An 18,640-nucleotide genomic window follows, 5' to 3' on the forward strand; every position below is an offset into this window, starting at 1 on the left:
ACGTTTATCTTACAGCACTTCAATCACCTCAAATTCTTCTGCGATCAGCTCCATATCGTCAGAAAAATACCCTTCGCGGGTGAAAAACCGCTGATACTCTTTCTGCCAGTATTCAAGGCTTAAATCGCCTTCACCTTCTTTGTGGGCAAACGCCTCCGTAACATCACAAAAACGCACCAGCCGCATTGAAACCAGTCTGGTCACGCAGACCGGGACGTTCTGACCATCAAGGATGATGTTATAGCTCCCAATCTTAGGGGCAGGCTCTTCCTGCTGGTAAGAGGCAAGAGATCCGCAGGAGGCCGTTTTGATCCCTTTTTTAATCAGGTCAGCAAGCTGGCTGGCCAGTTCCGGACTGTCGCCCATTTGCCAGGCATCTGCGCCTGGATACTTCGCTTTTAATACCTCAACTGTAGCCATTTACAGCCCTTTTTAATCGTCGATGAAAAACGTCATACAGGGTTTTAGCATGAACTGTCCGGACATTAACAGTGAGGCTTTCCCTCTGGTATTGTGGTCCGCTGTTCGCTCACAGTAGACTTTAGCCTGCACATGTCCGCTTTGTGCCAAAAGCGGACGTATTATCACTACTTTTCTGGTTACTGCTCTCAGTAGTGATACGCAGCCTGCTCGTTTTTTCCGGTCTGTTACAGCTGATTCAGACATCATGACATAACCTGCGGTAATTATCGGGTTCAATCCCGTAACGCTTCATTTTGTTATACAGCGCACCGCGTGAAAGATTGAGCGCGATGGCAACCTGACGCATATTTCCCTTTTTTTCTATCAGACAGAGTTCTATTAGCGACTTCTCGCCATCCTTCAGATTAAAACTTTTAACGCTCTCGCCTGGTATATCGAAAATGGCACAGGCGGGCAGACGAAGCTCCTCAGGTAGATCTTTATCACTGATTTCGTCCGTTTCGGTCAGGTTGATGGTTCGTTCAACAATATTTTCCAGTTCACGCACATTTCCGGGCCAGTCATAGTTTTCCATCATCTGCAGCGCCGAACCGGAAAGTAATGCGCGTTCACGATTGAGTGCGCGGCAGATTTTTTCGCAGAACCAGTCAGCCAGCTCTTTGATATCTTCTTTTCTTACACGCAAAGGTGGAATGGGCAGACTGATCACGTTCAGGCGAAAATAGAGATCACGACGGAATGAGCCATTATCAATATCTCTTTTCAGATCGCGATTGGTTGCAGCAACAATACGCACATTGACTTTTAGTGGTTGCTTCCCGCCGATGCGCGTAACTTCACCTTCCTGCAGAACTCTCAGCAAACTGGCTTGCGCATCGAGCGGCATATCACCGATTTCATCAAGGAACAACGTTCCTCCATCTGCCAGTTCAAATTTGCCCGCTGCGCCACCACGTCTTGAACCGGTGAATGCGCCATCCTCATAGCCAAACAGTTCGCTGAGCACAAGATCACGAGGAATTGCGCCACAGTTAACGGCAAGGAACGGACCGGTATTGCGATTACTGCCATTATGGATGGACTGAGCAAATAGCTCCTTGCCGGTACCGCTTTCGCCTGTAAGCAGTACGGTACTATCACTGCGTCCAGCATTACGTGCTTTATTACGCGTATCCTGCATTATGCGTGACTGGCCGAGAATCATGTCAAAGGTATAGCTGGCACTACTGCCAATAACACGACGCGTCATATCACGTATACGGCGGTTATCACGCATAGAAATGACGCGGCCACCTTCAGGTGTGATAACAACTGAAATCACGCATGAAATACGCGAAACCGGGCCTGGACAAAAAGTAATGTTGCGATCTTTGCAGGCTGGCAGCTCTCTAAATGAACAATCATCCGGCAATAATACTTCATCAGCATCACGGAAGCGGACATCTTCCTGTATACCTAATATCTGGCGGGCATAACGGTTTAACTGCCGAATTGTGCCTTTCTCACTGACAACCAGAACGCCTTCATTCAGCGATTCCATTACCGATTCCTGCTCATTTACTAAATGACGCAAAATCAGCTGCTGTGAAATTGCCTCTGCAGCGGCCTGAACGGTTCCGAGTGTGTGGTAGTGAAAATAGCCAGGATTTGCAGTCAATGTCAGCACACCCAGCATAACGCCATTTTCATCCCGGATGGGAGCCGCAGCGCAGTGTTTGCCACGAATACGCAGCGCTTCTTTATAATTTTCTGCGCTCAGCATATAGACCAGTTTGTTCTCTTTAATGCAGCGACCGGTGCAGTTGGTACCGGATATTGCCTCACTGAGAATACTGCCTACTGGCGTTAAGTCCTGGCCACAATAGTGCATCGTTACACCATCAGCGTCGGTCAGATTGATGTGACCATCGGGATTATAGGCGAGCAGATTACGCATGATATCGCGCGCTATTGCGATTAATGCCGAGTTCCGTGCCATTACTCTGCGAAGTTCGTGCTCAGCGCACAACTGGTATTCGAAGCGATAGGCATCAATACCTTCGGCATGGCTACGTATCCATGACGCGTGAACAGCCGGGCGTAAGCCTTTCGGTGCATTTCCCTGCTCGAAAGCTTTCCAGGCTATCCCCAGTTCTTCGATGTATTCGGCAAATTTCTGCGCATGGTTCAGCTTAGCGATCAGCTCCCATTCCTCGTCCCACGTTTTTTCGTTGTTATGGTTCATAAGTTTCATTGTGTGAGGATTTTAATGCGTCCATTCTATAGACATGTTACGAAGACATGTCCTTTTTTTAAACACTTTGTGATCGTCATCTTTTTTTATTCCCAAATAAAACAGTGAGGTATGAGTTGGCACATTCATTGCTAACTAGAAAGGTCTTACCTACAAAGACAAAACATAAAAATCAACGTGGGGAAATAATGAAATGTCTACACGAAAGCATAATGTGCCTTACCTCATTTTCATCTGTGCCATCGCATCAGTTAGCGGGATCATTCTTGGCTATGACGCCTCTGTTATTTCAGGCGTTATCGAACCACTGACTGAACATTTATCGCTCACGCCCGCTGAAAGTGGATGGGCGGTTTCTAACGTTATTTTAGGATGTGTTATCGGTGCCTGGGGAGTGGGGCGCCTCACTGACCGTATTGGCCGTAAAGCTACATTAATCATTACTGCAGTTCTGTTTGCCATTTCAGCAATCGGTGCTGCACTCGCCAACGACCTTACCTGGTTCGTTATCTATCGCATGATTGGCGGTCTGGCCGTGGGAATGGCCTCTGCCGTCACTCCACTTTACATCGCAGAGGTGTCGCCGAAAGATCTGCGCGGGCGCATGCTGGGTATGCAGCAGATGCTGATGGTGAGCGGCCAACTGGTGGTTTACGTGGTGAACTACCTGATTGCCAAAGGCGCGGCTCACAAATGGATTGTGTCGATGGGCTGGCGCTGGATGCTGGCGTCAGCCCTGATTCCCTGCGTACTGTTCCTGGTGATGGCCTTCTTTATGCCTGAATCACCACGCTGGTATGCGATGCATAACAGAAAAGACAAATCGCTCAAGGTGCTGACCTCTCTTTCCAACGCAGCGCATGCTGAACGCTTATACGCCGAGATCCGGAGTTCTATTGATGTTGATTCCGCCTCAACCAGTGAGCCATCGCAGCGCGGCATCCTTAAGGATAAAAAGGCCTCTTATATTCTGTGGATCGGTTGTGCCATTGCCGTGCTTCAGCAGGTTTCCGGCATCAATATCCTGATGTATTTCGCACCATCACTGCTGCAGAACGTGACTGGTAATACACAGGACTCTCTGTTTCAAAGCATTTTCCTGGGTCTGGCTCTGTTAGCGGGTGTCAGCATTGCGTTGGTTGCGTTTGACCGCGTGGGTCGTATCCCATTACTTCGCTGGGGTGCTTTAGGTTGTGCTGCCTTCCTGTTCTTCACTTCCTGGGCCTTCATGAACGAAGCCAAAGGTTACCTGCCGGTGGTTGGCTTAGTGGGATTTATCTTTGTGTTTGGCTTGTCCTGGAGCCTCGGTGCCTGGCTGCTGATATCAGAAATCTTCCCGAACCGTATGCGTGCTGTAGCGATGGGCTATGCCTTCTGTTCCCTGTGGGTTTCAAACTTCATCGTTACTCAGAGCTTTCCAATGATGAACCGCAGTCCGGCACTGATGGAGCATTTCCATGGCGCCTTCCCGCTGCTGCTATGCGGTGGTTTCAGCGTCATCGCTTTCTGGTTCGTTGGCCGCTTCCTGCCAGAGACAAAAGGTGTATCGCTGGAGCACATCGAACCGCTGATGCTTTCTAAATCCCGTCGTTTTGGACGTGAGAAGCAACCGCTCGTCACACCAGAATCTGTATCCCAAAAGTAAGCCTTAAATACCCTACATATTGAGGAGAGTCACATGTCTTTAAAAAATATTGTGCGCGTTGGTCTGATTGGCGCAGGTCGTATGGGCAGTTTTCATGGTGAAACGGTTGCTCAACGTATTCCAGGTGCAACTTTAATAGCAGTTGCAGATCCTGTTCCAGGCGCCGCAGAGAAACTGGCCGCTAAACTGGGCGCACAAAAATCCTATACCGACCCGCAGGCAATGCTGAATGACCCTGACATTGACGCAGTAGTTATTGCATCTCCAGCGCGTACTCACGCTGAACTGGTTGTAGCAGCAGCAAAGGCGGGTAAAGGCGTTTTCTGTGAGAAGCCAATGGCTGTGACTCTGGAAGAGGCGGATAAGGCAATCAACGCCGCTGAAGAAGCCGGTGTTACGTTGCAGGTTGGCTTCAACCGTCGCTTTGTGAGCGGTTTTACTGCCGCTTACGAAGAAATCAAAGCAGGTAAAATTGGTGTGCCGCAGCTGCTGCGTTCAACCACACGCGATCCCGGCCTGGGCGATCCTACTCCAATCCCACACTGGACTATTTTCCTGGAAACCCTCATCCACGACTTCGACATCCTGCTGCACCTGAACCCGGGGGCGAAACCTACCCAGGTTTATGCCGTTGCCGATGCTTTAGTTCGTCCTGATTTTAAAGACCGTGGATTGCTGGACACCGCCGTAGTGAATATTCGTTTTGATAACGGCGCAATCGCTACTGCTGAAGCTAACTTCCAGGCTGTGTATGGCTACGACGTGCGTGGTGAAGTGTTCGGCAGCAAAGGGATGCTGCAGGCTGGCAATATGAACGTGAACAACTGCGTGCGGTACACCGCAGAGGGTATTTCAATCGATACTGCACGCCGCGATACCGATCTGCTGCGTGATGCCTATGTAGCAGAGCTGACCGACTTCGTGCGTTGTGTTGCGACCGGTGAAACCCCGAAGGCAACGGGCGAAGATGCCCGCAATGCGCTGGAAATCGCGCTGGCATGTATTGCATCTGTTCAACAGTCTCAGCCGATCAATCTGTAAGGATTATTCATGTCTAACTATTCATTATCCGTATGCGCTGAAATGGTGTTCCTCGATCTGCCATTCATTGAGCGCGTGGAACGTATTCACTCTATGGGCTTCGGCGTTGAAATCTGGGACTGGACCCAGAAAGACATCGAAGCGCTGGTTAAAACCGGTGCCCGCATTACTTCAATGACCGGCTATATCTCAGGAAACCTGACCGATGACGAAGAGATTGCACAGCTGCTTTCCAGTGCTAGCGAGTCGATTGAGGTTGCCCGTCGTCTTGGCTGCCCGTCACTGAACCTGCACGGAACCGGTTTGAATAATGTCGGCCTGCCTGTGAAACCAGTTGAAGTAGTAACCGGTGACATGTGGCTGAAGGCGAAGAAAACGCTGGATGCGCTTGCAAAGCTGGGCGAGAAAGCCGGCAAAGTGTTCACTCTGGAGAACCTTAATACGGCCGTTGACCATCCGGGTACGCCTTTTGCCAAAGCGGACGATACGCTTGCGCTGGTTGCCGCAGTGAACAGCCCATACCTGAAAATGAACCTTGATATTTATCACGCGCAGATCGGTGAAGGAAACCTGGTTGAGCTGATTCAGAAAAGCGAGAAGCACATCGGTGAAATCCAGGTCGCTGACGTGCCGGGCCGGAAGGAGCCGGGAACGGGCGAGATCAACTACAAAACTGTTGCCGGGGCGCTGCAGGGCATCAACTACCACGGCGTGGTAGCACTGGAAGGTTGGGCATCAGGTGATTCTGTAGCGGCGCTGGAAGCTTTCCGCGAAGCGTTCACTCTGTAATATCTGACACCCACTAAGGGCTCTGAGAACCTCCTTAGCATCGCTTCTCAGATTACAGGAAGCGGTGTTTTTTATTTTGAAGGATATAAATATGAGCGTATCAAAGCGTATTCTTGTTGGAGTGAGTCCCCTGTCCTGGACCAATGACGTACTGGAAGATCTCGGCGGCGATATTCCGCTTGAAATCTGCCTTGAAGAAGCCGCTGCCGCTAGCTATGAAGGGATTGAGTTGGGGCGTAAATTCCCCAGAACGATTAATACACTCCAGCCGATTCTCTCCAACGCCAAACTCAAGCTGGCATCCGGCTGGTTTAACGGTTTCCTTGCTGAACGTAGCGTCGAGGAAGAGCTCGAAGCTGTTCACGATCACGCATTACTTCTGAAGTCTCTTGGAGCGAAAGTAATGGTTTATGGTGAGTGCGGTGCTATGCCAGGCAACTCTCCTCTGGATGAGCCATTATCACTTTCTCCAGCTTTAGGAAGCATCAGTCTCGAACAGTATGCGCAGAAGGTAAATAATCTGGCTGTGTCACTGTTGAAAATTTACGGCTTGCGTCTCGCTTACCATCATCATTTGATGATGATTGTTGAAACTAACGATGAGTTGAAAGCATTCCTGGAAGCGACTGATGATGTAGTGGGCATCGTGCTGGATTGTGGCCATGCAACAACTGCTGGCGTGGACATTACCTGGGTGCTTGAAAACTATGGCAACAGGGTGGCACACATCCATATGAAGGATGTGCGTGGAGATGTATTAGATGATGTGATCAACAATGACTTGAGCTTTAATAATGCTGTCAGAAACGGTCTGTTCACCGTTCCCGGAGATGGCATCGTTGATTACACCCCAGTAATTAATTTCCTGAAACAATCAAATTATAGTGGTTGGATAATTATTGAGGCAGAACAGGACCCAGAAAAAGCACCGCCATTAGAGACTGTCAAAAAAGCGCGTGCATGGGTTAAAAATGAGATTGGAATCTGAGTCGCCACTAAAAATTAACCATCGGGTTAATACACAGGCTCGTCTGGCGCTCATTTAGCGCCTTTTTTTAATATGAAATAAATTGGCCATTATCTCTGGTATTTACTGTAATAGACTAACATTGGATGATTAGTAGTTGGATGAAAAAAGGATGGTGCCTTGCGCACTGTTACTTACCCGGGCATTTATTAATACAATACGTTATTTTTAAAGCCACCAGGAGGCAGTGAGAATAATTTTAGCTACCGTTTTTCACTCAAAGCGCATTTAAGCTCCTGCCGGACGGCTTTATGCTGAAAGTTTAACCGGAAATATAGTCTGCAGTGTACATTTTTCGTCAGCTTTATTCAGGCTTTCGGTGCAAAAGTTCGCAGCCAGATAATCGACGAGCCGCTTCGGTGGACGACCGGTAATTGTTTACACAGAGTTGCTGACCAGGGGCGATAAAGTGTCGCCGTGGTAACTTCCGATTCCATCTTCGTCATCGGTGTATGTTTGAGCAGCTATTCAACATAGCGTCAGGCGTAAGGTCGGGCACATCAGCCGGGCAACCAGAGAACGAGGCAAAGTGAACGGTAATCTGATCGATGGTCAGCATCTCCGGGCAGGTTAGCGGTAATATACGCCCTCCGAACGCTTGAACGAGCAGCAGTGCGGCCATTGATGCTGCTATATCCCCAGGTGCAATTGTCGCGAGCGATGTTCCCCGGTGGCAGGCCATAATGTCCGCTTTTCGCTCAAAGCGGACATCAGTCTGCGTGTCAGCCCGCTTTGTGCCAGAAGCGGAAATTAATGATAACAAAAAAATCACCATGACATGCACCTGTTAAGAATATATGATTTATATATATAACGTTACGGAGTGTATGTTTATGGGGATTGTTAAAATTTCAGATTTGCTGCATGAAGACGTTCGTGATGCCAGTAAAGCTATGGCGCGCTCAGTGAATGCGCAAGCCGAATACTGGATCCGCCTCGGTATGATGAGCGAACTCTATCCGGAGCTTAACTATCAGCAAATTAAGCTGATGATGCTGAAATCAGGCTCCGACCGTTTAATGGAGGTGATCAATGCCATCAATTCCCATTAAAACCGGCGATGAACTTACACGTCAGCGTCATGCAGGGATGCTGCTTGCTTCCGTCTTTGAAATGCTGGACACGTTTATTGTTCCGGGCGTCACTACCTTAGACATCAATAACCAGGCAGAAAGATTTATTGTCGAGCAGTTGCAGTCCCGCCCGGCCAGCAAAGGACAATACGATTATCCTTACGTGCTAAACACCTCTGTAAATGAAGTCGTTTGTCACGGCATCCCTAAAGCTAACGAGCACCTGAAATCCGGTACTATCGTTAACGTAGACATTACCCTGGAGAAAGAAGGACTGATTGCTGACTCCAGCAAAATGTACCTGATCGGAGACGTTTCGCCTTTAGCACGCCGCCTGGTGAAGAAAACCTGGGAAGCTATGTGGCTGGGCATTAAAGCGGTAAAACCGGGTGCGACGCTGGGAGATATCGGTCATGCCATTCAAACTCATGTTGAAAGCAACGGCTATAGCGTTGTCAGGGAATATTGCGGGCACGGTATTGGCAAAGAAATGCATGAAGCACCACAGGTGCTTCACTACGGTAAACCAGGTAGAGGAGAAGTGTTGCGGCCGGGGATGGTTTTTACCATCGAACCGATGGTAAATCAGGGCGACAGCAAAATAAAGACCAAAAAAGATGGCTGGACAGTGGTGACCCGCGATAAAAAACTCTCTGCTCAGTGGGAACACACCATAGCAGTGACCGATGATGGTTTTGAAGTCTTAACGCTGCGTAAAGACGAAGTTATACCAGACCACATTACTTAGAACCTTATCTCTGCGTAGAAAAAAAGAGTAAAACCGCAGAGAGTTCTGCCTGCCCAGCCGAAGAACGCAATAAGCATTTTCTTTAAGATTGCTGATAAAGAATAACGGAAACGCCATGTCCAAATTTAATATCTTAAGATAATAGTAGCAGCGAATAAACGTCCGCTTTTCGCTCATAGCAGACTTTAAGCCAGCTGCAGGAGTTGACCTTGCCTTGCACCATCAGAATTTGGCGAGCCGGAGGAGTCCAGAAGGATACTTTTCTTTTTTCTGATTACAGTCGGTTTCAGCTGCAGGCAGAGCATCTACAAAAGCCTGATCCTACCCACGTAATGTGGACACGGCCCTAAGCGAGGTTTTGGTTTTCAAACTGTTCCGGGCTAAGACCGCCACAGGCACTGTGACGACGCCAGCGATTGTAATCGCACTCGATATAATTAAACACTGCCGTTCGCATTATTTCCCGGCTGGCAAAGTTCTCTCCGTGGATACATTCCACCTTCAGTGAGTGAAAGAAGCTTTCCGCACAGGCATTGTCGTAACAACAGCCTTTAGCGCTCATACTGCCCTGCAGATTATGCCGTTTCAGTAAGCTCTGGTAATTCGTTGAACAGTACTGACCACCCCGGTCTGTGTGCACGATGACATTTTCCGGGCGTTTACGCCGCCATAACGCCATCTGCAGTGCATCGCAGGCAAGCTGTGCCGTCATCCATGAGGACATCGACCAGCCAATGACTGACCGCGACCACAGGTCAATCACCACCGCCAGATACAGCCAGCCTTCACCGGTGCGCAGATACGTGATGTCACCCACCCACTTCTGATTCGGGCCGCTGGCGTAAAAGTCCTGATTCAACAGATTCTCGGATACTGGCAGACCATGCTCACGGTAACTGACCGGGCTGAACCGGCGCGAGGCTTTCGCCCGCAGCCCCTGACGACGCAGACTGGCGGCGATAGTCTTGATGTTGTACTCCGGCAGTTCATCAGCAAGACGAGGTGCTCCATAACGCTGTTTTGCCCTGGCAAAGGTCTGTCGAACCGCATCATCGCAGACAAGTCGGAACTGTTGACGTCGGTTTATCTGGTGACGACGCTGACGCCAGGCATACCAGCCACTGCGGGCGACCTGCAGTACCCGGCACATGGCTTTAATACTGAACTCAGCCTGATGCTTTTCGATAAAGACATACTTCATTTCAGGCGTCTGGCGAAGTATGTCGCGGCCTTTTGGAGAATGGCCAGCTCCTCGTCCCGTTCAGCCAGTTGGCGTTTGAGGCGGGCATTCTCAGCGGCGAGTTCGCTCTCACGTTCAGAGGACGTTGCCTGTTGCTGCCGCTTGCTACGCCAGGTGTAAATTTGCGACTCATAAAGGCTGAGTTCGCGGGCGGCTGCGGCCACACCAATGCGCTCGGCCAGTTTCATGGCTTCGTTGCGGAATTCAGGTGTATGTTGCTTGCGTGGCTTTTTGGTGGTTGATACTGATTTTGTCATGTGAGTCACCTCTTGCTTGAGAGTTTACTCACTTAGTCGCGTGTCCACTATTGCTGGGTAAGATCATAGCGTTTTTTCATGATGACAAGCACTATTTTTAGTAGGGACGATTCATTATTTATTCATTTTTTTTCAGCTATCTGTTTGGCCTTAATCTTAAGGTGGACACACTGCAAGTGATGAAAGGTGGTGCCTGGTCAGTTTTTTGTAATAAATTCACCAACTCCATATCTTTTCATTCAGTAAAATTGAACAAAAAGACCAATAATTTACATTATGTTACTTTTATTGACTTAAAATAAACTTAATAATGACATAACTTACAAAGCATTGATGACCGCCGCTTTTCCGGAAAATTAATTATATATCAGAGAGAAAATGATTAACCCTTTTCTTTTGCAGAAAAAAAACCTTAAAAAAGTAATAAAAATTTTTATTTCCGTTAGTAGCATTTTTATAAGTTCGGGCGTTTTACCGGCCAGTCAAAAGATAGACATCCAGGATGAACGGGTTTTGAATAATCCTCCTGAAATAATTAAGAAAGGGGATGTTCTTTACTTTGACGGCCAAATAACAAATGAGGCCTATGTATTATTCTTAAAAGAAATCGGCAACTCCAGAATCAAAACCGTCTCTGTTAACAGCATTGGTGGAGATGTGGAAAATGCTTTATCCATAGCCAGTTACATTAAAAAAAATAATATGGATATAGAAGTTCGCAGCGTCTGTGCCTCTGCGTGTGCTAACTATCTATTTGTGGCAGGTAACCGTAAATTAATTAATAATGATTCATACATCCTGTGGCACGGTGGCGCCAACGGACCAGAGCAAGAAGTTGAAATTTCTGGGGATATAACCCGCGCAGAATTTTTCAGGCTTGAATCCGTTCAACAGATAAAGAAAAAGGAAGCACTCTTTTACAAGGAGGCAGGGGTAAGAAATGAGATATGTTATTGCCCACAGCTAAAAAATAACTATCACGATACTTTCCCGGAAAAATGGTTTTCATATTCTCCGGAAGATATGAACAGATTTGGCATAAAGAATATCTCTTTTGCCACTACACCTTCTCAATGGCTTATGTCAATGAGAAAAAAACACGTCATCTTTGCCCATTATTGTAATCAGGGGAAGTAACAATGCGTGAACTTTCTTTGAATGAAATGGATGTGGTTGCTGGTGGTTTTTCAATTGGTAGCTGCTCAATTGGCGGTTCCTACTCTTCCACGCATGACGGTCACGGTGGCTCTTCAACATCAGTGAGCGTTCATGCAGGCTGCGGCATTAACGCACCGGATGCAGGCAGAGGTAACAGCGGTAACTCCGGCAAATCACACTCTGGCCGCAACGGCAATAGCAAAAGCGACCGTGGCGGCAAGCATTAATTCTTAGCCTCAGTTTAATGCGGCTTCAGGTACCGGTTGCCGCATAATACGGTTTGTTACTGACAGGAAACCCCTCTGATTTTCGGGGCATGCAGGGTAACATGAACTCATCTCTCTATCGGCAGTCGGCTATTACACACAGAACTAACGTATGGAAAGGAAAAGCCCTGCTGGTGCGTGGACTTCCAGTATGGGTACATCTGCTTATTACCGCCATTTTTCTTATCTCACTTACTCTCCTTCTTACTTTTGGTAGTTATACACATCGTGTAACCGTAAGTGGTGAGCTTGCATCCGTACCTCGCCCTGTTACTGTCGCGTCTCCGGATCAGGGCTTTGTTATAAACAAATTTGTTAGCCCAGGCGATAATGTCAAAAAAGGACAGCCGCTGTATGAGATTGATATTAGTCGTACAACACGTTCGGGTGTGGTCAGCGTGCAACACAGACAAAGTACACAAGAACAACTTAGAATCGTCGATGATATTATAGGGCGCCTTCGTGAAAACCGGCGTATTACTCTTGCCACGCTTGAACAGGAAAAGGCAAGTTATGCTGCGGCATTTGAACATTCCACTAAAATTCTTAAACAGGCAGCTTCAGGCCTGAAAGAGATGAAACAAAACATGGAAAGCTATCGGCGCTATCAGCAGGCAGGATTAATAAATCGCGATCAACTTTCTCAGCAGACCTCTCTTTTTTATCAGCAGCAAAATGATCATCTCACTTTGAGCGGTCAACGTGAGCAGAATGCATTACAGGTTCTTGCGCTTGAGGGTGATATACGCACACGTGCAGCTGATTTTGACAATGAAATATTTCGCATGGAAATGCAGCGGAGTGTACTGGCTCGTCAGAATACAGAAGATGATGCTTCCGGCACGCTTTTAATTACCTCTCCGGTTAATGGTCGGGTAGATACGGTCAGTCTTACATTGGGGCAAAGCACCCGTTCGGGCGATACGCTGGCACAAATTATTCCGGATGTTAAACCACACTGGGAACTGGTGATGTGGATCCCGGACAGTGCCCTGCCCTTTATAAAAACCGACGCGCCGGTCAATATTCGCTATAGCGCTTTTCCATCGGAAAAATTCGGGTTATTTCCCGGCCGCATTGCAGAGGTCTCGGTCACACCTGCCGGTATGCAGGAACGTTCGCACTGGGCCAGCGCACCCGGCGCTGATACAGGTATACCACAAACCTGGTACAGACTAACCATCACACCTGACGTGACACATTTTGTATGGCAGGGGCAACGTCTTAAAGCGGGCAACGGGCTTCGGGCAGACTGCACGCTTTTTTTGGAAAAGCGCCGGCTATGGCAGTGGGTTCTGTCGCCGCTTTATGAAATGCGGGACAGCACGCGCGGAGCAATTAATGGATAACGAAAAACTTGCCTGGCTTCAAAGACGTCTAAATTTTTCTCCTCGTCGTCGGGTGCCCCTCATCCTTCAGACCGAGGCTGCGGAGTGTGGACTTGCCTGTATGGCCATGATCGCAGGCTGGCATGGTCATCATACAGATTTGTTTACATTGCGCAGTGAAAGCGGCCTCTCTTCACGTGGGGCAACGCTGGGCACCCTGCATGCCATTGCTGGCAACCTTGGACTGGCCGGGCGGGCACTGTCACTGGATCTGGAAGAACTTTCAGCACTGCGATTGCCGTGTGTGCTCCACTGGGATTTCAGTCATTTCATCGTGTTGGTCAGTCTCAAAGGTGACAAGGCTGTTATCCATGATCCTGCATATGGCCGACGAACGGTCAGTAGTCAGACACTGTCGCAAAGCTTTACTGGTGCTGCGCTGGAGTTATGGCCCGATCGTAATTTTAGCCGCCAGAAAAAGTCATCACGTGTCAGACCTACAGAGTTGATACGTGGTATTACCGGTTTTGGCCCGGCGTTGATTAAAGTATTTTGTCTGTCTGTTATGACTGAATGTATCAGTCTGCTGTTACCGGTAGGTACCCAGATTGCCCTCGACCATGTTGTTCCCTCTTCCGATCGCGGGCTCCTGGAGCTGGTTTGTTTGTCTTTAGGGATGCTAATTCTGCTGCAAACAGGTCTTAATTTGCTTCGTTCCTGGACTGTGATGATTACGGACACTTTGACAGACATACAGTGGAAAGAAGGATTATTAAGACATTTATTGTCGCTTCCCCTGCCCTGGTTTTCAAAAAGGAGAATGGGGGATATACAGTCCCGTTTTGCCTCACTTGGCATTCTGCGGGACAGCTTTGTTCACGATATTACCGGTAGCATCATTGACGGCATTATGTTGATTGGCTCACTGATCTTGCTGGCGGTTTACGGGGGGCCTCTGCTTTGTTGCGTGGTGGTTGGCTTTGTGCTGATAGCGGTTTTAATGCGTTTAATAACTTTTCCCCGCTATCGCCAGCTGGCTGAGGAACAACTGATAAAAAATGCAACGGCTGCTTCGCATTTTAGCGAGTCGCTTTGGGGCATCGCCACACTCCGGGCACAGGGTCTGGCGTCGCAGCGTGGGCGCAACTGGCTGACGCTGGAAGTTGAAGCTGCAAATGCCGGCGTTAACCGACGCCGCTTTGATATTTTATTTAATGCAGTTAGCGGGCTGACCGGAGCCCTGGATAATATTGTCATCCTCTGGCTGGGTATCAGCGCCGTGATGACGCACAGTCTTTCATTAGGCGCATTTGTAGCGTTTGGCGTCTTCAGAGAAATGTTTACGGGACGGGCGCTTTCCCTCACTGAGATGTTCCTGCGATTAGGAATGCTTTCATTACATGGCGAGCGGATCGCAGATATTGCGCATACTACGCCCGAACCCATATCACCCTTAACGGAACAATTTAAACCTGGAAAAGCTATCGTGCTGGAAGCGAAAGAACTTTTGTTCCGTCATGATGCCCAGTCTTCGCCTGTGCTACAGGATTTAAATCTTACTCTTTGTGCAGGAGAAAGTGTTGCTATTACCGGACCTTCAGGTTGTGGTAAGACCACGCTTATGAAAATATTATGTGGACTTGTGCCACCTTCCGGAGGAAACGTTCTGGCTGATGGTAAAGATATCTATGCAGGCGGTGTGGAAAGCTATCGTCGGGCTGTATCCTGCATTCTCCAGGAGGATCGTTTGTTCGCAGGGTCAATGCGGGAAAATATTACCGGGTTCGGTGACATGCCTGATGAGGCCTGGCTTGAAGCGTGCGCCCGTCTCAGCCACATTCACGATGACATTATGGCATTGCCTATGGGCTACGATACGCTAACCGGGGAGCTTGGCGAAGGATTATCAGGCGGACAACGGCAGCGCATATTTATTGCCCGGGCTTTATATCGACGGCCCGGCATACTGTTTATGGATGAGGCAACAAGTCATCTGGACGAGCATAATGAAGCGCTGATCAATATGGCTATACGTGGCCTGAATATTACCCGTGTCATCATCGCTCATCGGCCTTCCACCATCGCCTCTGCCGATCGGGTAATCAATCTTTCAGTTGTTCATAAACGCATCTAATGCCGGGGCTGCCATAAGCCCGCCTGGCTTCATATACCGGGGCCAGGTTTTGGCTGTTCGCTCCTCACCCTGCTGCGGTGCGCCTCAGCCATAACCCGGCCCCGTTGCTTTGACTATATATGTCCACAAACGTTATTCACTCTGTTTTATGTGCATTAAGCAGCTCAGAAACACATTTCGGATTAGCCTGCTGGTTTGCGTCACTCAATACTTTGTGAATGCTGTTGTTCTTCACAACCGCATTCTCAGCAACCATACATCTTATGCACGCCGACAAAAGCATAGTCTGAAGCCATTCTGTAGGGTGGTACTGAATCGCCAAGGTTGATATAGGCAAACTCCGGCTCTGTGCGCCTGATCATGACGCTGAAGCCAAGCACATCGGTATAGAAGCTAAGGGAAGCGGGAAGATCTGTTACGGTCAGCTCGGGAACCATGCGGTTCCAGTAGGGTTCTTTCATGTCAGTCATTTTTTTCATCCTTTTTTGACTGACGCAGCATACACCAGATGGCTTGTGCGGGGTTCGTGGCCGGGATGGTATGTTCAATTCGACCTGGTAGCAGATTCAGATGAGGAGGAGGCCGCCTCATGGCTGCGGCCAGCAAATTACTACAAAGGGGATACAGCTTGAACATTGTGCTGGAAGACGTAAGGATCAGATAGCAGCTCAAATTGCTCGTCGTCTGGATAGGTGACTGCAATCTGGTACTGTTCGCCTGCAAATGCTTTCACTGCCTCAAGATCTTTCCAGTAAGTTGCCAGGAAGAAATGTTCCCATTCACCCTGTGTCTCTCTGCGTACATATGCTCCCAGATTTCCTGGTGTCCTCTCTGAATGTTCAACACCGGTCTTTTGCAGATGGCTTGCAAAGCCTTCTGCATACTTAAACGGTACGCATCCGTGCCATGTTCTGACAATCATGTGTCTATCCTCATGTTGTGGAAGGGTTTAACCATAACATGGGATGGAAAGAGGTGGGATTCGTGATCAGATGTTATGGTAAATACAGGGTGTCTGAAGAAGGTGCATCGGATTACTGCATTACTCAGAGAGCCCGGAATATCCACACTGTAATGGGATACAACAGGTAAAGAATGACGACGACTTGCAGCCCTTTGAGCAGCCAACGGGTACGACGCCAGAGGTGACGTTCCTTTTCATTGGCTTCCTGAATGGATTTCTGTATCTGATCCTGATGAGGCACAGCGTCATCCTTGATTGAGGGTTATCAGAGGTTCCAGCATAACGGAACACGCTTTTTCATCAAGTGCATCACCCAGATGTTATGGTAAATTCAGGTGACCGGCAGGTATGGAAGAGATTTGACCGTCGGGCGCCAGCCTACCCGTTAACTTCACTCTGCAGGAGTGATAGCATCGCCCGGTTTACTGGCATGCCTGATAACTTACAGGGAGCGTTTAATGCAATTAATGAGAATGACCTACGACGATCTGACCAAGGGCGGCGGCGAGGCAAAGCTGCACGTTTACGGCGTGGGGACCTTTCCAGTCTTTTCCGGCCAGAAGCCTTATACCAACGATCCAAACTGTACGTACAGGCCTAACAGCGCCATTCCGGTCGGGCGCTACTGGATCGTTCCGCGCCCTGAAGGCAGTATCGCGAACCGGATCAGAGGATGGGCCGTCGACACCTGGAACAGTTCAAATCATTCAGAGTGGTTTGCGCTCTTTAATTCGGAAACGATGAATGATTCCATCCTGATCAACGGCGTTGCCCGCGGCGGCTTTCGCCTGCATCCCCTTCGGCCGGACGGCTCCGGAGAAAGTGAAGGGTGCATCACCTTCGTGCGGCGCGCTGATTTCTACACGGTAAGGCATGCGCTGCTCCGGAGAAAAAAAGTTCGCGTGCCGGGTTCGCGAAACGGCTTGATGGCATACGGCTACGTTGAGGTTCAGGGAGAAAGTAACTTTGCAAACTGCAAAATTCGTTAAAAAAACAGCGGGGTTTTTCGTCTGTTTTATTGTGGCCTTTATGGTGTCACGTTACGGGATGCCGCTCTATCCGCTGACGGCGTGGCTCGTTGAACATTCTTACCAAATTTTCAGCGGTTACCAGGATGACGTATATGAAGCCGGTACGGATCCGGTGACGTTTTTTTCTCTTATGACTGTTATCGCGTTTTACGCTCTGGCCATGTACTGGCTGGTAAAAGCGGCAGTTAAAAAAGTAAAGCGTGGATAGGCTGATTGCAGTAAAAGCCGGGGCGCTCTGTTGGTTTCTGATATCAGGCCGATAACAGGATCAACAACACCAGGCGCGTTACGGCAGTTCATAAGAAATTTCTTTTCAGCACCCCATACGGGGTGCTTTTTTATCCTTTCCTGCAGTTCTGTATGAAAAATCAACGCAACAACAGGTTCGCAAGCCGGATGTTATGTTCAATCCGGTGGTTTTGCAGATTGTCAGCAAGTAAGGTGCATCGTCGGGATGTGAACGGGATGCGTCCGCTCTTTGCTTGTAGCGGATCTGACAGCCAACTGGATTGACTGCTCTGTGCCAGAAGCGGACGTTGCTACCCACCCATTGGATTAAAATTTTCGATAATACTTTTAGCTGTACACTGCTCTCATTTGTCATTGAGTAATCCATTCTTTCAATAGCCTGACCTATATAAATCGGATGCAATTTTTCCCGGAATGTGTTAAGTAAATAAAAAGCCTGTATAAATGGAAGGATAAGGATGCATATTGATGAAATTCCTGCTTATTTATTGCAACACGACCGTTTTTATCTGACTGCTCCAGACCTGAGTCGCTCAGAAGAAATGCAACTTAAACTAAATGGATTTACTTCGATTCATCATGAGTTTCTGCTTTGGTCCCCTAACTTTCATTCCTTTTCTTCAGTCAGGGATAATATGTTGGATGCAGCAGATAATTTCCTGAATGACAGGGTGGAATATAAGTTTTTAATTATTGAGCGTACGTCAGATGAGCTATTAGGTTGTATAAGCTTATTCATAAGGAATAGTGCTATTCCTTATTTCGAGATAGGCTACTGGCTTGCCACGGATGCGATGGGAAAAGGCATAATGTCCGAAGCATGCAAGCTGGCTACAAAAATAGCCTCGGAATTTTTTAACGCTATAAGAATCGAAATTCGTACTGCCAGACGTAACGTTCGCAGTCAGTCTGTTGCATTAAAGTGTGGGTTCAAACTTGAAGCCATATTAGCTTCTGATCGACTCGACAGCACGGGAGTGATTGACGATACCTTTATTTATAGATACAACAGCTGATTATACCGTGCCCGGAAG

General features: G+C 48.4%; 18 protein-coding genes. 13 read left to right on the plus strand and 5 right to left on the minus strand.

Going from position 1 to position 18,640, the window contains the following annotated elements; translation table 11 throughout:
- Positions 1-9: 9 nt before the first annotated feature.
- The gene (locus ACMGEE_RS03405; RefSeq protein ID WP_436829677.1) at positions 10-420 is read right to left on the minus strand and encodes an ASCH domain-containing protein; all 411 of its coding nucleotides are present in this window, start codon (positions 418-420) and stop codon (positions 10-12) included.
- Positions 421-658: 238 nt separating this feature from the next.
- Positions 659-2,647 carry a sigma-54-dependent Fis family transcriptional regulator gene (locus ACMGEE_RS03410; RefSeq protein WP_436829678.1) on the minus strand — a complete coding sequence of 663 codons (1,989 nt, stop codon included), beginning with the start codon at positions 2,645-2,647 and terminating at the stop codon, positions 659-661.
- A gap of 202 nt (positions 2,648-2,849) precedes the next feature.
- Here ACMGEE_RS03410 and ACMGEE_RS03415 point away from each other — a divergent pair, with 202 nt between their 5' ends.
- The 6 genes from ACMGEE_RS03415 to map all read left to right on the plus strand — a co-directional run bounded on the left by ACMGEE_RS03415 (position 2,850) and on the right by map (position 8,979).
- Positions 2,850-4,301 (plus strand): sugar porter family MFS transporter, encoded by a 1,452-nt coding sequence (locus ACMGEE_RS03415; RefSeq protein WP_436829679.1) that lies wholly within the window; start codon positions 2,850-2,852, stop codon positions 4,299-4,301.
- 33 nt (positions 4,302-4,334) lie between these two features.
- Positions 4,335-5,342, plus strand: a complete 1,008-nt coding sequence (locus ACMGEE_RS03420) for a Gfo/Idh/MocA family oxidoreductase (protein WP_436829680.1) — start codon at positions 4,335-4,337, stop codon at positions 5,340-5,342.
- A gap of 9 nt (positions 5,343-5,351) precedes the next feature.
- Entirely contained in the window at positions 5,352-6,131 is a 780-nt protein-coding gene (locus tag ACMGEE_RS03425) for a TIM barrel protein (protein WP_436829681.1), read from the plus strand.
- A 91-nt stretch (positions 6,132-6,222) separates the two neighbouring features.
- Positions 6,223-7,119, plus strand: a complete 897-nt coding sequence (gene iolE, locus ACMGEE_RS03430) for a myo-inosose-2 dehydratase (protein ID WP_436829682.1) — start codon at positions 6,223-6,225, stop codon at positions 7,117-7,119.
- Positions 7,120-7,991: 872 nt separating this feature from the next.
- Positions 7,992-8,210 carry a ParD-like family protein gene (locus ACMGEE_RS03435; RefSeq protein ID WP_436829747.1) on the plus strand — a complete coding sequence of 73 codons (219 nt, stop codon included), beginning with the start codon at positions 7,992-7,994 and terminating at the stop codon, positions 8,208-8,210.
- Entirely contained in the window at positions 8,191-8,979 is a 789-nt protein-coding gene (map, locus tag ACMGEE_RS03440) for a type I methionyl aminopeptidase (RefSeq protein WP_436829683.1), read from the plus strand. Before ACMGEE_RS03435 ends, map begins: the two co-directional genes overlap by 20 nt.
- Positions 8,980-9,325: 346 nt before the next feature.
- On the opposite strand, the gene ACMGEE_RS03445 is transcribed toward map, so the two are convergent.
- A protein-coding gene (locus ACMGEE_RS03445; RefSeq protein ID WP_436829684.1) for an IS3 family transposase occupies positions 9,326-10,476 on the minus strand; the annotation gives its coding sequence in 2 pieces (ribosomal slippage) (positions 9,326-10,218 and positions 10,218-10,476; 1,152 coding nt in all).
- Between the two features lie 378 nt (positions 10,477-10,854).
- On the opposite strand from ACMGEE_RS03445, the gene ACMGEE_RS03450 reads away from it, so the two are divergent.
- The 4 genes from ACMGEE_RS03450 (at position 10,855) to ACMGEE_RS03465 (ending at position 15,362) form a co-directional block, all read left to right on the plus strand.
- On the plus strand, positions 10,855-11,613 hold the full coding sequence (locus ACMGEE_RS03450) for a hypothetical protein (protein ID WP_436829685.1): 759 nt from the start codon (positions 10,855-10,857) through the stop codon (positions 11,611-11,613).
- 2 nt (positions 11,614-11,615) lie between these two features.
- Positions 11,616-11,861 carry a hypothetical protein gene (locus ACMGEE_RS03455; RefSeq protein ID WP_253454399.1) on the plus strand — a complete coding sequence of 82 codons (246 nt, stop codon included), beginning with the start codon at positions 11,616-11,618 and terminating at the stop codon, positions 11,859-11,861.
- 101 nt (positions 11,862-11,962) lie between these two features.
- Positions 11,963-13,249 carry an HlyD family secretion protein gene (locus ACMGEE_RS03460; RefSeq protein WP_253454400.1) on the plus strand — a complete coding sequence of 429 codons (1,287 nt, stop codon included), beginning with the start codon at positions 11,963-11,965 and terminating at the stop codon, positions 13,247-13,249.
- Positions 13,242-15,362 carry a peptidase domain-containing ABC transporter gene (locus ACMGEE_RS03465; protein WP_253454401.1) on the plus strand — a complete coding sequence of 707 codons (2,121 nt, stop codon included), beginning with the start codon at positions 13,242-13,244 and terminating at the stop codon, positions 15,360-15,362. The genes ACMGEE_RS03460 and ACMGEE_RS03465 overlap by 8 nt, the downstream gene beginning before the upstream one ends.
- A 245-nt stretch (positions 15,363-15,607) precedes the next feature.
- Here the strand turns inward: ACMGEE_RS03465 and ACMGEE_RS03470 are convergent, their stop codons facing one another.
- Together ACMGEE_RS03470 and ACMGEE_RS03475 are read right to left on the minus strand one after the other, a co-directional pair.
- Positions 15,608-15,832, minus strand: a complete 225-nt coding sequence (locus ACMGEE_RS03470) for a VOC family protein (RefSeq protein ID WP_436829686.1) — start codon at positions 15,830-15,832, stop codon at positions 15,608-15,610.
- A gap of 140 nt (positions 15,833-15,972) precedes the next feature.
- The gene (locus ACMGEE_RS03475) at positions 15,973-16,284 is read right to left on the minus strand and encodes a hypothetical protein (RefSeq protein WP_024966939.1); all 312 of its coding nucleotides are present in this window, start codon (positions 16,282-16,284) and stop codon (positions 15,973-15,975) included.
- 500 nt (positions 16,285-16,784) lie between these two features.
- Between ACMGEE_RS03475 and ACMGEE_RS03480 the strand changes: the two genes are divergently transcribed.
- The 3 genes from ACMGEE_RS03480 to ACMGEE_RS03490 all read left to right on the plus strand — a co-directional run bounded on the left by ACMGEE_RS03480 (position 16,785) and on the right by ACMGEE_RS03490 (position 18,622).
- Complete coding sequence (locus tag ACMGEE_RS03480) at positions 16,785-17,315, plus strand: DUF2778 domain-containing protein (protein WP_301729647.1); 531 nt, start codon at positions 16,785-16,787, stop codon at positions 17,313-17,315.
- On the plus strand, positions 17,293-17,565 hold the full coding sequence (locus ACMGEE_RS03485) for a hypothetical protein (RefSeq protein WP_301729648.1): 273 nt from the start codon (positions 17,293-17,295) through the stop codon (positions 17,563-17,565). Before ACMGEE_RS03480 ends, ACMGEE_RS03485 begins: the two co-directional genes overlap by 23 nt.
- A 499-nt stretch (positions 17,566-18,064) precedes the next feature.
- Complete coding sequence (locus ACMGEE_RS03490) at positions 18,065-18,622, plus strand: GNAT family N-acetyltransferase (RefSeq protein ID WP_369896535.1); 558 nt, start codon at positions 18,065-18,067, stop codon at positions 18,620-18,622.
- The last annotated feature ends 18 nt before the right edge of the window (positions 18,623-18,640 follow it).

This window comes from Erwinia artemisiae (assembly GCF_051400835.1).
In the GTDB taxonomy this organism is placed as follows: domain Bacteria; phylum Pseudomonadota; class Gammaproteobacteria; order Enterobacterales; family Enterobacteriaceae; genus Erwinia; species Erwinia aeris.